Source organism: Umezawaea sp. NPDC059074 (assembly GCF_042738955.1).
Lineage (GTDB): Bacteria > Actinomycetota > Actinomycetes > Mycobacteriales > Pseudonocardiaceae > Umezawaea.
On sequence record NZ_JBHYHC010000185.1, the window covers coordinates 1 to 14,060 of the forward strand.

The 14,060-nt window shown below is 71.8% G+C and carries 10 protein-coding genes; all 10 read right to left on the minus strand.

Annotated features, from left to right (window positions below; all coding sequences use genetic code 11):
* Window positions 1–4,172: amino acid adenylation domain-containing protein (locus ACFWW9_RS42535; protein ID WP_390388724.1), on the minus strand; the 4,172-nt coding region annotated here is incomplete at its 3' end.
* A 43-nt stretch (window positions 4,173–4,215) separates the two neighbouring features.
* The gene (locus ACFWW9_RS42540; protein ID WP_390388726.1) at window positions 4,216–5,148 is read right to left on the minus strand and encodes a TauD/TfdA family dioxygenase; all 933 of its coding nucleotides are present in this window, start codon (window positions 5,146–5,148) and stop codon (window positions 4,216–4,218) included.
* A 1-nt stretch (window position 5,149) separates the two neighbouring features.
* Complete coding sequence (locus ACFWW9_RS42545; protein ID WP_390388728.1) at window positions 5,150–5,362, minus strand: MbtH family protein; 213 nt, start codon at window positions 5,360–5,362, stop codon at window positions 5,150–5,152.
* Between the two features lie 28 nt (window positions 5,363–5,390).
* Entirely contained in the window at window positions 5,391–6,911 is a 1,521-nt protein-coding gene (locus tag ACFWW9_RS42550; RefSeq protein WP_390388730.1) for a glycosyltransferase family 39 protein, read from the minus strand.
* The gene (gene mppR, locus ACFWW9_RS42555; RefSeq protein WP_390388732.1) at window positions 6,908–7,717 is read right to left on the minus strand and encodes an enduracididine biosynthesis enzyme MppR; all 810 of its coding nucleotides are present in this window, start codon (window positions 7,715–7,717) and stop codon (window positions 6,908–6,910) included. The genes ACFWW9_RS42550 and mppR overlap by 4 nt, the downstream gene beginning before the upstream one ends.
* A gap of 3 nt (window positions 7,718–7,720) precedes the next feature.
* Window positions 7,721–8,923, minus strand: a complete 1,203-nt coding sequence (locus ACFWW9_RS42560; RefSeq protein ID WP_390388734.1) for an aminotransferase class I/II-fold pyridoxal phosphate-dependent enzyme — start codon at window positions 8,921–8,923, stop codon at window positions 7,721–7,723.
* Complete coding sequence (gene mppP / locus ACFWW9_RS42565) at window positions 8,923–10,083, minus strand: enduracididine biosynthesis enzyme MppP (protein WP_390388736.1); 1,161 nt, start codon at window positions 10,081–10,083, stop codon at window positions 8,923–8,925. The genes ACFWW9_RS42560 and mppP overlap by 1 nt, the downstream gene beginning before the upstream one ends.
* Window positions 10,084–10,228: 145 nt before the next feature.
* The gene (locus ACFWW9_RS42570) at window positions 10,229–10,750 is read right to left on the minus strand and encodes a flavin reductase family protein (protein ID WP_390388738.1); all 522 of its coding nucleotides are present in this window, start codon (window positions 10,748–10,750) and stop codon (window positions 10,229–10,231) included.
* The gene (locus ACFWW9_RS42575) at window positions 10,747–12,315 is read right to left on the minus strand and encodes a tryptophan halogenase family protein (protein WP_390388740.1); all 1,569 of its coding nucleotides are present in this window, start codon (window positions 12,313–12,315) and stop codon (window positions 10,747–10,749) included. The genes ACFWW9_RS42570 and ACFWW9_RS42575 overlap by 4 nt, the downstream gene beginning before the upstream one ends.
* A 44-nt stretch (window positions 12,316–12,359) precedes the next feature.
* Window positions 12,360–13,385: a guanitoxin biosynthesis L-enduracididine beta-hydroxylase GntD gene (gene gntD / locus ACFWW9_RS42580; RefSeq protein ID WP_390388742.1), complete on the minus strand. Its 1,026-nt coding sequence runs from the start codon at window positions 13,383–13,385 to the stop codon at window positions 12,360–12,362.
* Between the last annotated feature and the right edge of the window lie 675 nt (window positions 13,386–14,060).

Consider the following 14,060-nt stretch of genomic DNA (forward strand, 5'->3'; position numbering starts at 1 on the left):
ACCTTGTCGCCGGTGCGGTACATCCGCGCGCCCGGCGTCCCGGCGAACGGGTCGGCCAGGAACCGCTGCGCGGTCAGGGCGGGCTGGTTGAGGTAGCCGCGGGCCACGCTCTTGCCGCCGAGGTGCAGTTCGCCGGGAACGCCGACGGGCTGCGGGTTGCCGTGCCGGTCCAGCACGTACGCGGTGGTGTTGCCGATCGGGCCGCCGATGCTCGGCAGACCCGCGCCGACCCGCGCGACCTCGCCCGCCGTGGCCACCACCGTGGACTCGGTGGGGCCGTAGTGGTTCACCAGGCGGAAGCGGTGCGACGGGCGGCGGCGCAGCACGTCACCGCCGGTCAGCACCACCCGCAGCGCCGTGCGCTCGATGCCCGGCTCGTCCAGGATCGAGTCCAGCCGGGGCGTGGGCAGGAAGCACACCGTCACGCCGGTGCGCGCCAGCCACTCCACCGTCGCGGCCGGTTCGTCCAGCACGCCGTCCTCCGGCAGGCACACCCGTGCCCCGGAGGTCAGGTACGGCCAGATCTCCCACACCGCCGCGTCGAACCCGAGCGCGGCGACCTGGCTGCCCCGGTCGTCCGGGGTGATGGCGTAGGCGTCGACGTGCCAGCCGCACAGGTTCGCCAGGTTCCGGTGCTCCACCAGCACGCCCTTGGGCAGGCCGGTCGACCCGGAGGTGTAGACGACGTAGGCCAGGTTCTCCGGCCCCACCGGGACTTCCGGGTCCTCGTCGACGGCTTCCCGCTCGGCGGGCAGATCGGCCAGCGCCAACTCGGTGAGCACGACGGGGGCGCGGGTGTCGGTGACGATGTGGTCGAACCGGGCGTCGGGCGTGCTCGGGTCGACCGGCACGTACGCGCCACCGGCCTTGAGCACGCCGAGCATCGCCACCAGCAGTTCGGGCCCACGCGCCATCCGCAGCACCACGGGCACCTCCGGCCGGACGCCGTCGACGATCAGCCGGTGCGCCAGGCGGTTCGCGTGCCGGTCGACGTCCTCATAGGACAGTTCCCGCCCGTTGCCGACGACGGCGACGGCCTCCGGCGCACGGCGGACGTGCTCCGCGAAGGCGTGGTGCGCGGGCACCGCGGCCGGGTAGACGCGGTCGGTGTCGCCGAGCAGGACGTCGTCGTACTCGACGTCGGTCAGCATGGGCAGCAGCGCCACCGGCAGCGCGGGGTCCAGCAGCACGCCGTCCAGCAGCGCCCCGAGGTGTCCGGCCATCCGCTCGACGGTCGAGGCGTCGAACAGGTCGGTGTTGTACTCGAGCATCACGTCGAGCACGCCGTCTCGCTCGGTGAACTCGAACGTCACGTCGAAGATCGACGAGAGGTGCGGGAACTCGAACCGCTCGGCGGTGATCCCCGGCAGCGCGGGCGGTTCCATCCGGGCGTTCTGCAACGCCACCATGGCCTGCACCAGCGGGGTGCGGCTCGGGTCGCGCTCGGGCAGCAGCTCGTCCACCAGGCGCTCGAACGGCACGTCCTGGTGCGCGAACGCGCCCAGCACCGCCTCCTTGACCTGGGCCAGCAGCCCGGCGAACGACAGGTCGTCGGTGAGGTGCGCCCGCAGCGGCAGGGTGTTGATGAAGCAGCCGATGAGCTGCTCGGTCTCGGACCGCTCGCGGCCGGACACCGGGGTGCCGACGGCGATGTCGTCCTGCCCGGAGTACCGGGCCAGCAGCAGTTGGGTCGCGGCGACCAGCGCCATGTACAGCGTGACCCCGTGCTCGCCCGCCAACGCCGACAGGTCGCGGGTGGTCCGCTCGTCCAGGGTGAACCGGTGGGCCGCGCCCGCCGACGTGCGGACGGCGGGCCGGGGCCGGTCGGTGGGCAGGTCCAGCGGGACCAAGCCGTCCAGCCTCTCGCGCCAGTAGTCGAGTTGCGGGCGCAGGGTCTCGGCGGTCCACGTCCTCCGCTGCCACACGGCGAAGTCCGGGTACTGCACCGGCATCGCGGGCAGGTCGGCGGGCCGTCCGGCGACGGCGGCGGCGTACAGCTCGCTGAGGTCGCGCGTCAGCAGGCCGACGGACCAGGCGTCGATCACGAAGTGGTGCATGTTCAACGCGAGCTCGTGGTGGTCGTCGCTCCGCCGGGCGAGCACCGCCCGCAGCAGCGGCCCGCGGGCCAGGTCGAACGGCCGGACGGCCTCGCGGTCCAGCACCTCGGCCAGCGCGGCGTCGTCCGCGATGTCCACGGTGGACAGTTCAAATGCCCCGGCGGGCAGCACGACCTGCGCGGGCGCGTCGGTGACGACGGTCCGCAGCGACTCGTGCCGCGCGACCAGTCCGGTGAACGCCGTCCGCAGCGCGGCGACGTCCAACGGGCCGCGCAGGGTGAAGCCGAAGCGGACGTGGTACTCGACGGCGGTGGCGTCGAAGCGGTGGAAGAACCAGAAGCGCTGCTGCGCGAAGGACAGCGGGAGGTCGCGGTCGCGCGGCGCGACCGCGATCACATCATGTGCGGGCGCGTCAGCTCCCTTCGCCAGCGCGGCCGCCTTGTCGGCCACGGCGGCCACCGTGCGCGCGTCGAACAGCGTGCGGGCGGGCAGCGCGACGCCGAGCGCCGCCTTGATCTTCGGCATCACCCGGAACACGAGCAGCGAGTTGCCGCCGAGGGAGAAGAAGTCGTCGTGCACGCCGACCCGGTCGACGCCGAGGACGTCGGCCCAGATCCAGGCGATGGCCGCCTCGGTCGCGTTGCGCGGTGGTGTGTGCGCGGCCGCGGTGGGCGCGGGCAGCGCGGCGCGGTCGACCTTGCCGCTCACGGCGAGCGGCAGCCGGTCCAGCGCCACGAACAGCGTCGGCACCATGTGCTCCGGCAGCATCCCCGCGAGGAAGTCGCGCAGCACGTCGGCGGGCGGCACGGTCCGGACGACCGCGTCCGGCGCGGTGTAGGCGACGATCTGGCCCTCCCACGCCACCACGGCCGTGTGCCCCACGGCGGGGTGGGTGGTCAGCGCGGCCTCGATCTCGGCGGGCTCCACGCGGTAGCCGCGGATCTTGATCTGGTCGTCGGACCGGCCGCGGTACTCCAGCTCGCCGGTCGCGCCGCGGCGCACCAGGTCGCCGGTGCGGTACATCCGCTCCCCCGGCTCGCCGAACGGGTCCGCGACGAACCGCTCCGCCGTCAGCGCGCCCCGGCCGCCGTAGCCGCGAGCGACACCGGGTCCGCCGACGTACAGCTCGCCCTCGTCGGCGGGCAGGAGGTCCGGGCCCAGCACGTACGCGCGGGCGTCGGCCATGGCGGAGCCGATCTCGACCGCGCCGGGGCCGAGCGGCGCGCCGGGCTCGACCCGGTAGGCGACGCACCCGACCGTGACCTCGGTCGGGCCGTACTCGTTGACCACCGCGACACCGGGGTGCCGGGAGCGCCAGCGGTTCAGCACGTCGCCGGACAGCGCCTCGCCGCCGACGACCAGGTCGCCGGTCGGCTCCACGCCGTCCACCAGGTCCAGCATCAGCGGCAGGTGGCCGGGCGTCGCCTTGAGGAACGACACGCGCCCCGCGTCCTCCAGCGCGCCCGCGACCACGCACCCGCCGACCACCAGCGGCCCCCACAGCGTGGTGACGGTCAGGTCGACGGCGATGGACGTGTGCAGCAGCGCCTCCCCGGCCAGGCCGGGGTAGTCGGCGCGGCAGCACTCCAGGTAGCTCGCGAGCTGCCGGTGCTCGACCTGCACGCCCTTGGGCAGGCCGGTCGAGCCGGACGTGTAGATCACGTACGCGAGGTTCGCCGGGTCGATCTCCACCTCGGGAGCCGTCGACGGCTCGTCGGCCGCGGTGGACTCGTCGAGCAGCAGCACCTCGGCGGCCTCGATCGCCGGGAGGTGGGCCTGCGTCAGCACCAGGCCGACGCGCGAGTCAGCGAGCAGGTGGGCGACCCGGTCGGCGGGGTGGGCCGGGTCGATCGGCAGGTACGCGCCGCCCGCCTTCACCACGGCCAGCAGGGCGACCATCAGGTCGGGGCCCCGGTCGGCGCACACCCCGACCACGACGTCCGGTCCGACACCGCGCCGCCGCAGGGCGTGCGCGAGCCGGTTGGACCGGACGTCGAGCCCGGCGTAGTCGAGCACGCCGTGCGCCGACCGGACGGCGGGCGCGGCGGGACACCGGCGCGCCTGCTCGTCGAACAGGTCGGGCAGGATCCGCGATCCTCCGGATCGATCCGCCATGCTGACCCCCACCTCTCACTGGTTGTTCGGGAACTGCTGGTGCTCAGGCGTTCGACGGTTCCGCCATCGCGACGGCGATCTTGCGGGGGCCGGTGAACGGCTCCCGGCCGTGCGAGGCGAGCATGTTGTCCACGACGACGACGTCGTCGCGCTGGTAGTCGAACCGCACGGACGCGGCCCGGTAGCAGGTGCGCAGGTGCTCCACGACGTCGTCGGGGATGCGCCCGCCGTCGCCGTAGTAGGTGTTGTTGGGCAGGTTCTCCTCGCCGCACATCTCCAGCAGCCCCTGGCAGACCTCCTCGGGCAGCGTGGTGACGTGGAAGAACGTGGCGTGGTTGAACCAGACCGGGGCCTTGGTCACCGGGTGGCGGTGCACGGCCGCGCGGACCGCCCTGGTGCGCAGGTGGTTCTCGCCGACCCACTCGGCCACGACCCCGTTGCGCGCGCAGTACTCGACGGCCTTGGCGCGGTCGTTGGTGTTGAAGGCCTCCCGCCACGGCACGCCGAACTCGTCGCCGTAGTTGCGCACGACCATCCAGCCGCGGCGCTCGAACTCCTCGCGCACCGACGAGTCGATCGCCGCGTACACGGCCCTGGTCGACGCGAGCGGCGTCGCGCCCTGGCTGGTGGGCGGCTCGACGCAGTGGAAGTACAGCGCCAGCGGCCAGGTCGCCTGGTAGGAGTTCTCGTTGTGCAGGAAGATCTCCTCCTGCGGCGGGTAGTCCGTGGACGTGTAGACGTTGCCCTTGATGACGCTGCGGGGCGACGAGCGCTCGGCGTAGGTCAGCGGCGCGCCGGAGAGCTCCCGCACGGTGCGGTCGAACCCGTCGACCCCGCCGACCTCGAAGCCGCGCAGCAGGATCGCGCCGTGCGCGGTGAGCAGCTCGCGCAGTTCGGCGCGGTCGCGGCGGATGCGGTCGGTGATGAGTTCGCCGTGGCCCTCGACGAGGACGGACAGCGCTTGCGCGGCGGTCATCTCAGGCTCCCATCGCGTCGGCGAGGCTCTTGGGGCGCATGTCCTGCCAGTGCTGCTCGACGTGGTCCAGCGCGGCCTGGCGGGTGGTGGCCTCCAGCGCCACGGCCCAACCCGCGGGCACGTCGGCGAACGACGGCCACAGCGAGTGCTGGCCCTCGTCGTTGACCAGCACCAGGAAGGTGCCGCTGTCGTCGTCGAACGGGTTCGTGCTCATCCGGTGCTCCTCGGAGTCGTCGGGGGTGTCAGAAGGTGCCGAGCCAGCGGAGCTTCGGCCAGGTCGCGGCCCACGGCTCGCGCGGACCTCGGCAGACGAGGATCTCCTTGCCCTGCTCGGGTTGCGGCAGGGCGAAGGCGAACGTGCCGCGGGTCTCGCAGGAGGTGAACAGCGCGCCGAACGCGGCCCTGTCGACGCCGAACGCGATCACCACGGTCTTGTCGTCGGGCGGTGTGCCGAAGTCGGCGTAGGAGTTCTGCCCGCTGTAGGCGCGCGGCAGGCCGCGGTCGGGGCCGAAGCGGTCGATCGCGCCCGCCTCGCTGTAGTTGTGGCCGTAGACGATCGCGGCGCTCTGCTCGGCGGGCGACAGCGCGCGGTAGACGGTGGCGACCTGGTCGGCCGCCTCCGGCCAGCCGGTCTGCTCCAGCTGTCCCGCGCCCAGCGCGCCGAGCACGTCGTCGTGGGCGTAGGCGGACACCGGGAGGACCGGCAGCACGATCACGGTGGCGAAGGCGGCGTTGCCGACCACGGCCAGGGCGATCAGCGCGCGCTTGACGTTGCCGCGCGCCCAGTCCACGACGACCACGCACCCCGCCGACAGCAGGACGACCAGCAGCCCCTCGGTGTAGCGGGCGTACCCGCCGACCGCGGCGACGACCACGAAGACCACCAGGTGCGCCCACGGGAACAGCCGGTAGGCGCGCCACGCGGGGCGGCGGATCAGCGCCACCAGGCCGACGACCCACACGGGGGTCAGCAGCGGCCCGATCATCAGGACCTGCCCGACGAGCAGGTTGACCGCCGCGCCGACGCCGGGGTTCTCCGACAGGCTCTCGGCCATGGCGAACTGCGGCCACCCGTTCACCGCCTGCCACACCAGGCTCGGCAGCTCCAGCACGATCGCGAGACCGGCGCCCAGCGCGAGCCACGGGTTCAGCAGGGCCTTGCGCGGCCCGCTGATCAGCAGCCCGGCCAGCAGGCCGAGCACCAGCAGCACCACGAGGTACTTGGCCAGCATCCCGACGCCGATCACCGCGCCGATCGCGATCCACAGCCGCTGCTGCCCGGTCCGCAGCAGGCGGATGAGCAGCCAGCACACCGTGACCCACACGACGTGGTCGACGGCCGTCGGGTGCAGCACGTGGCCCGCGGCGACCGTGGCGAGCGAGGCGGCCGACGCGCAGGCGGCCAGCACCTGCGCCGCCGTGCCGCCGCCGAACTCGCGGGCGATCAGCCCGGCGACCAGTACCGAGATCCCCGCCAGGAGCGCGGGCACGACCCGGATCGCGGTCAGCCCGTCGCCGAAGAGGGTGATCTGGAGCTTGGCCAGCACGGCGACCAGCGGCGGCTGGTCGACGTACCCCCACGCGAGGTGCTCGCCCGCCACGCGGAAGTACAGCTCGTCGAGGTAGTAGCCGTAACCGCCGGCGAACGCGATCAGCACCGCCGTGAAGGCCGCGCTGATCGCCAGCAGCGGCTTCCACCGCACGTCCGGCACCGTGTTGTCCACAGTGGACTCGGGCGCGCCGACCACCTGCGTCGCCGTCATGACCGACCGCCCAGCAGCTTGCCGCTGTGCAGGGTCTCGGCGTAGGAGAACACGTACCCGGAGCCGATCTCGACCGGGGCGAGCGAGGCGAGGTCGTCGCGGGCGTCGGCGAACAGGCTGAGGTCGGCGTCGCCCGCCCAGACCTCGCCGAACTCCACGTCGGTCACCACGGAGCTGACGAGCTGCTCCTGCGGCGGCTCCTCCGGCACCCAGCGCGGGAACATCCGGGTGTGCACCAGCGGCACGGTGTGCAGCACCGGCGGCCGGGTCACGCGTTCGCGCACCGACACGGTCGCGGCGGCGACCTCCTTGCCGTGCACCGAGAGCGTGCCGTCGTACCGGCCGGGCTCGGACGGGCGGGGCCCGGCCGCGCCGACGCCCATCGGCCACGTCTGGTGGATCTCGCCGAGCTGCTTGGGCATCCCCTGCACCCAGCCGCGGATCATCGGCACGGCGCTGTCCACCCAGGCGTACGGGCAGCGCGCCATCGGCACGCCGTCGTGCTCGCAGCCGAGCAGGATCAGGAACTCGGTGAACTGCGAGCGGCGCGGCGAGGCCAGCTCCGCCCCGTCCGACGAGCACCACTGCCAGCGGGCGAAGACGGCGGCGGCCGCGCCGGGGTCGTCGCCGAGGCTCAGCCCCGGCGGCAGGAAGCGCGCGGCGGCGTCCGGGTCGACGCGGTAGTCGACCATCACGACCTCGCCGGAGAAGTGCCACGGCGGGGGCGTGATCATCGAGGCTTGGCCGGACGGCGACAGCGGCAGGCTGTACCCGTGCGGCGCGGTGGTCGTGTTCACGGTCGACACGGGTCAGCTCCTGCTCGAGTGGTGGGCGTGGGCGGGCATGGCCGCCGCGAGCCGGGTCACCGCGGCGGCCAGCGCCTCCGGCGGGTTGAAGCTGTAGGCGAGGCGGACCGCGTTGGTGGCGCTGCCGAAGCGCGACCCCGCGGCGACCTGGACGCCCGCCCGTTCGGCGGCGGCCAGCACGACGGCCTCGGAGTCGCCGGGGAACACCAGCCAGGCGAAGAAGCCGCCGCGCGGCGCGGTGAACTCGACGCGGTCGCCGAACTCGACGGCCACCGCCTCCACCAGCGCGTCCCGCCGCTCTCGCAGCCGGTCCCGGAGCCACCCGAGGTGGCGGTCGTAGTCACCGCCGCGGATCAGCTCCTCGACGGCCAGCGACGTCACGTGGTTCGCCGAGCCGCCGCTGACCAGCAGCCCGCGGTCGGCGAACCGGGCCACCACGGCCGGGTGGGCGACCATCCAGCCCAGGCGCAGGCCGGGGCCGACGGTCTTGGAGAACGTGCCGAACCGGACCACGCCCTCGTGGTCGGCGAGCCCGCCCAGCGACCGGGGCAGCTCGCCCCCGTCGAGGTCGAGTTCGGCGTAGGCGTCGTCCTCGACGACCAGCACGCCCAGGTCTGCGGCCGTCTCGACCAGCTCACGCCGTCGAACCGCGCCGACGAGCCTGCCGGTGGGGTTGTGGAAGGTCGGGGTCAGGTAGACGAACCCCGGCTCCCGGCCGGCCGCGCGCTCCCGGTCGACACCGGCCCGCAGGGCGTGCGGGTCCATGCCCTCCGAGTCCGACGGCACCTCCCGCGTCACGAGCCCGTGGTCGGTGAAGATCCGTCTGCCGAAGTCGTACGAGGTCTCGTCGACGAACACGACCTGGCCCGCGACCGCGGTGGTCGTGGCGAGGACGTTCAGCCCGTACGAGGTGCCCGCGGTGACGAGCACGTGGTCCGGCCCGCACGGCACGCCGTCCGCGGCGGCGACCCGTGCCGCCAGCGCTTCCCGCAGCGGCACGGCGCCCGCGTTCGTGCCGTAGGTGAGCGCCGCGGACCCGTACTCCGCCAGCGCCCGCGAGTAGCCCTCCCGGAGCAGGTCCACCGGCAGCAGACCGGGCTCCAGGTAGCCGGGACCGAGGTCGAGCACCCCGCGCGGGGACACCGCCTGCACCACGTCGGGGTGCCAGAACCACTCGTGCGACGAAGGACCAGCCCGGTCGGTCATCACTCGCCCAGCAGGACGTCGCGCAGCGCGCGGGTCGCCACGTCGAGCGACACGGGCGACCGGGACAGGGCGATGCGGAGCATGTGGTCGCCCTCGGACGGGTTCGCCCAGTGGAACTTCGCGCACGGCAGCAGGTACACGTTGTGCGCGCGCAACTTCTCCCACACGTCCATCGCCAGTCGCTCACCGAGGTGGATGCGCTCGACGCTGACCCGGCTGTCGGGGTCGACGAACGTGAGACCGGGAATCCCGTCCAGGTTGGCCCGCACCAGCGCCCGGTTGGTGGCGATGAACTCGTGCAGGTCGGCGAGCCCGCCGTCGGCCGCGTCCTCGGCCAGTCCCTTGATCATCAGCATGATCAGCGGCGACACCCCGAGCAGGATGTCGGAGTACACCTTCGCCAGCGGCAGGCCGACGTTCGCCGACCGCACCAGCCAGCCGATCTTCAGCTCCAGCGTCGGCCACAGCTTGCCGGTGTCCTCGATGACGACCCACCGGCAGCCGCTGGCCTCCAGCACCTCGTAGTGGTCGTACTGCCCCGCCACGTCGAACCCGCGGAAGCACGTGTCCAGCGCCAGCACCACCCCGGTCTCCGCGCACTGCGCGGCCAGCCGCGCCAGCCGCTCCCGCGACAGCACCTTGCCGGTCGGGTTGTTCGGCGTGGTCACGAAGATCGCGCCGACCTCGGCCAGCAGCTCGGCGGGCAGGTCGCCGCCGTGCAGGACGTCCTCCTCCAGCGCGACGAGCCGCAGGCCCACCCCGCGCAGGATGTCCGGGATGTTGTCGAACGTCGGGTGGACGAGCGCGATCGTGTCCGTCTCCGCGACCAGCGCCCTGGCGAAGATCTCCATCGCGACCGACGACGAGTAGCAGGCGAGCACCCGCCCGTCCGCCCCCGGATAGGACTTCTGGCCCAGCAGGTGGAAGAAGGCGCGGTGCGCCTCCTCCTCGATCTCGTCGACCGGGCGCATCACCGCCTCGGCCCACAGGCCCGGCAGCTCGCCGACGACCTTGCTCTGGCCCGGCGTCAGCTCCTGCCGGGCGTGGCCGTCGGCCAGGTTGAACGAGCTGGCGAGCGCCAGGTACTCCAGCTCCGTCAGGTTGCCGTCGAAGCGGCTCGCGTCGGCGGTCTCCGCGGAGAGGGCCTCGGTGGTGGGCATAACGTTCACAAGCACCTCACGTGAAGTAGTTGACAGCCAGTGCTTGGAGCCGTGGACGGCGTCTCGCGACGCCGTTGTCCCCCGCGGCTCACCGGTGGTCGGGATGACCTCCGGGATCTGCTGGTGGAGCGGTGGTGCGGTGGGATCAGGGTTCGACGGGCCACGACGAGTACCGCCGGAACCCGTAGAGCAGCGGCACCCGCTCGTCCTCGGTGGGGTGCCGGACGCCCAGCACCTCGCCGAAGACCACGACGTGGTCGCCGATGCCGACCGTGCCGGTGATCCGGCAGTCGGCGATGGCGTGCGCGGCGCCCTCCAGGTGCGGGCTCGCCCCGTGCGGCGACCGGGTCCACTCGACCCGGTCGAACCGGTCGGCCGCGCCGGAGGCGAACAGCTCGGCGGTGTCGCGGGCCGCCTCGTGCAGCAGGTTCACCGCGAACGCCGACGTGCGCCGCATCGCGTGCAGGGTCGGGCTCTCGTCCCGCAGGCACACGAGCAGGGTCGGCGGGTCCATCGCCACGCCGCACACCGTGGAGCAGGTGAGCCCCCACGGCGTGCCGTCGACGTCGGCCGTCGTGACGACGGCGACCCCGGCGGGCAGCGTGGACATGAGCGACCGGAACACCTCCGGCCCGGCCGACGGCGCCGTGACCTGGTCCGCCGTCATGACGTGCGACCCGCCAACCCGCGCAGGTGCGCGAAGTACTCGTACTGCGACGGCAGGTTCTCGACCAGGTGGGACGCCGTGTCGCGGACGGACGACAGCTCCTTCGCCGCGGCGATGCCGTCGAAGTGCTCCAGCGCCGCGGGCGCCCGCAGCGGGATGCCGCCGAGCCCGAGCAGCATCGCGTTGTAGGAGTACGACTCGAACCCGTGGTAGTGCGGGAAGATCGAGTCCACGTCCGGGGTCTTCACCTGCCAGCGCTCGATGCGCTCGCGCAGCGCGTCGGGCATGGGACGGGTCTTGGTGTCCTGCCAGTACTGGTTGTCCTGCCGCGGCGAGGCGTAGTAGTGCAGGACCAGGAACTCGCGGACGCCGTCCATGACGCCGCTGATCTGCCGGTTGTACGCGCCGCGCAGCCGGTCGTCCCAGTCCGCGCCGGGCCAGTGCTTCACCAGCTGCTCGACGGCGTTCTGGATGAAGAAGATGCCGGTCGACTCCAGCGGCTCGACGAACCCGCTCGACAGGCCGACCGCGACGCAGTTCTTCACCCACGAGTTCTCGCTGCGGCCGATCCGCATCTTGATGTGGTTGGCCTCCAGCTCCTCGGCCTCGGGGCCGACGAACTCGCGCAGCGTGCGCTCGGCCTCCTCGGCGTCGCAGTAGTCGCTGGCGTAGACGTACCCGGTGCCGATCCGGCCGAACAGGGGGATCGTCCAGATCCAGCCCGCGTCCCGCGCGGTGGCGGTCGTGCAGGGCCGGATGCCGCGCTGCTCCATGTCCACCGGCACGCGCAGGGCGACCGCGCTGTCGTTGGGCAGCGAGTCCTGGTAGGACTGGAACGGCACCTCCATGGCCTTGTTGATGAGCAGGCCGCGGAACCCGGTGCAGTCGATGAACAGGTCGCCGGTGACCTCGCCGTGCTCCTTGGTGACGACGTGGCTGATCCAGCCGCGCTCGTCCAGGGCCACGTCCACCACGTCGTCGAGCACGTGCTTCACCCCGCGGTCCGTGGAGAACCGGGTGAGGTAGTGCGCCAGCAGCGTGGCGTCGAAGTGGTAGGCGTACGGGAACTGGGTGCCCTGCTCGGACAGCGTGGTGCGGAAGGACCGGCCGGACGGCGTCTCGGCGAAGTCCTGCTCGAACAGCTTGCCGCCCAGGTAGCGGGGCGACCGCATCTCGTCGCACAGCGAGGCGATGACGAAGCAGTCCTTGTCGAACCGGTCACCGGGCTTCTGCTGCAACCACCAGTCGGTGATCGGGAACCCGTCGACCACGCGCAGGCGTTCGAACGGGTGGTAGAAGTGGCTGCCGTCGCCACGCCAGTTCTCGAAGCGGATGGCGAGCTTGTAGGTGGCCTCGCACTCGGGCATCCACTGCGACTCCTCGAGGCCGAGGTAGTCGAAGAAGTGCCGGACGGTGCTGAAGGTCGCCTCCCCCACGCCGATCGTGGGGACGTTCTTCGACTCGACGACAGTGATGTCGACACCGTCGCCGAAGGCCGTGCGGAGGTACGACGCCGTCATCCAGCCGGCAGTGCCGCCACCGACGACGACCACTGAGTTGACCATTGTGGACTCCAGTTCAGTTCACCCGTGCGAGGGACGGTGGTGGGTCAGTAGATGACGCGGGACAGCGCGGTCGGCCGCGAGTCCCTGGACTTGCGCAGGTCCCGCGCGACGTTCAACCGCCGCAACCACCGGTCCGTGCCGTCGTGGCGCGCCTTGAACGGCTTGCGCCCGTGCACCATCCGGTAGTTGTCGATGAACACGACCGCGCCGGGCCGCAGCACGACTTCCCCCATGGCCTCGTCGATGGCCGCGCCGACCACGTCGAGCGCCTGCTGCTCCACCGGCCCCTGCACGTCCTTCATGAAGTGCGGGTCGATGCAGAGGTAAGGAGCGTCGGGGTCGCCGAACAGCACCGCGACCGGCTCCGGCTCGGCCAACGCCTGCTCGACCCGCGCGTGACTGCGGGCCCGCAACTCGGCGATCTTCGGATCGCTCTCCGCCACCGCGTGGTCGCCTGCCCGGTGCGAGTGGTCCGGCAGGATCCGGAACCGCTTCTCCGACAACACCTTCGCGGTGTCCGAGTCGATCCGCACGTCGGCGATGTCCGCCATGGTCGTGCTCACGTCGTCCGGGTTCCGCAGGCACACCAGCCCGAGGTAGTCGGTCCGAAGTGGATGGTAGGCGTCCTCGGTGTGCCACACGAGCAGCTCTTCGCTGCCGGACCCGATCTGCTCCTTCTCGTGCCCCTTGATGGGGAACACGTCGTGCATGATGTACCCGTCCTGCTGCGTGGCCCACCCGATCGGCTCGCCGAGCAAGCAGGACAACAGGTAGAACGCGATGTCGACCCGAATGGACGGCGACGGCACCGGCTTGTTCGCCCAGTGCGCGGGCGTCGCACCGATCAACGAGTCGTCAACAGGAAGCCCCGTCACCAACAACGCACCGTGCGCTTCGGAGCCACGATAGTCGTTGAACACCAACCGAACGCGACGCGGCAACTCGTCGGAGAACACCTTCGCCTCGCGCTGGAACTCGGCCGACTCGACCGTGTCGTACCGCTGCGCCAGTTCGTCGACGACCGCGTCGATGGCCGCGATCTCCTCGTTGCTGAGATTCAGTTCCAGCAAGGCAACGTCCTCCTCCTGTGTGCGACGACACCCCGCGCTGCCGCCGAGCCGACCACTGGTGTCCTTGCGGTAGAACGAATCCTGCTCAAGGACGATCACACAGGACAGGTCTTTGACTTGAAGCCGAAACAGCGTTGTCCCCGCGTCGCCCCGAGGTCGCACGACGAGATCATCCTCAAGTAGGACTACCGGTCACACCGGAGATCAGTACAGTCACTCGCCGTGATCATGTCTCCCGATGACGAAGACGGCAGCGAAGTCCCAACGGCATGGCGGACCCGCATAGCCGAACTGGAGGCAGAGGTGTCCAGGCTCCGAGAGGTCAACGAAATCCTCACCAGGGTCGTCCAGTTCCTCGCAGTGACAGACCTGATGACCCTGTGGGAAGAGGGAAACTAACCATGGACACCACCACGATCACCCGAACACGGTTGCGCTGGGGCGGGTTGGACTCTCCGGCAGCTCCGCCTTCCAGCGGGGTCACCCGGCAGCCGCCGGTTCCGGCCGGGCCACCCAGCAGCTGCCAGTTCCAGCGGGGTCACCCAGCGCCTGCGGCTTCCAGCCCAGTCACCCGGCGGCCACGGCTTCCAGCCTGGCCGGTAGGCGGCTTCGATTTCCAGCCCGCTGTGTCCGATTTGATTTGGGGCCCCTAGATTTGCCCCTTGATCGGGCCAA

Coding starts and splice junctions, on each gene's coding strand:
- ACFWW9_RS42540 (WP_390388726.1), bottom strand. CDS start 5,148: ATGACCGCCGCGCAAGCGCTGTCCGTCCTCGTCGAGGGCCACGGCGAA.
- ACFWW9_RS42545 (WP_390388728.1), bottom strand. CDS start 5,362: ATGAGCACGAACCCGTTCGACGACGACAGCGGCACCTTCCTGGTGCTG.
- ACFWW9_RS42550 (WP_390388730.1), bottom strand. CDS start 6,911: ATGACGGCGACGCAGGTGGTCGGCGCGCCCGAGTCCACTGTGGACAAC.
- ACFWW9_RS42560 (WP_390388734.1), bottom strand. CDS start 8,923: ATGACCGACCGGGCTGGTCCTTCGTCGCACGAGTGGTTCTGGCACCCC.
- mppP (WP_390388736.1), bottom strand. CDS start 10,083: ATGCCCACCACCGAGGCCCTCTCCGCGGAGACCGCCGACGCGAGCCGC.
- ACFWW9_RS42570 (WP_390388738.1), bottom strand. CDS start 10,750: ATGACGGCGGACCAGGTCACGGCGCCGTCGGCCGGGCCGGAGGTGTTC.
- ACFWW9_RS42575 (WP_390388740.1), bottom strand. CDS start 12,315: ATGGTCAACTCAGTGGTCGTCGTCGGTGGCGGCACTGCCGGCTGGATG.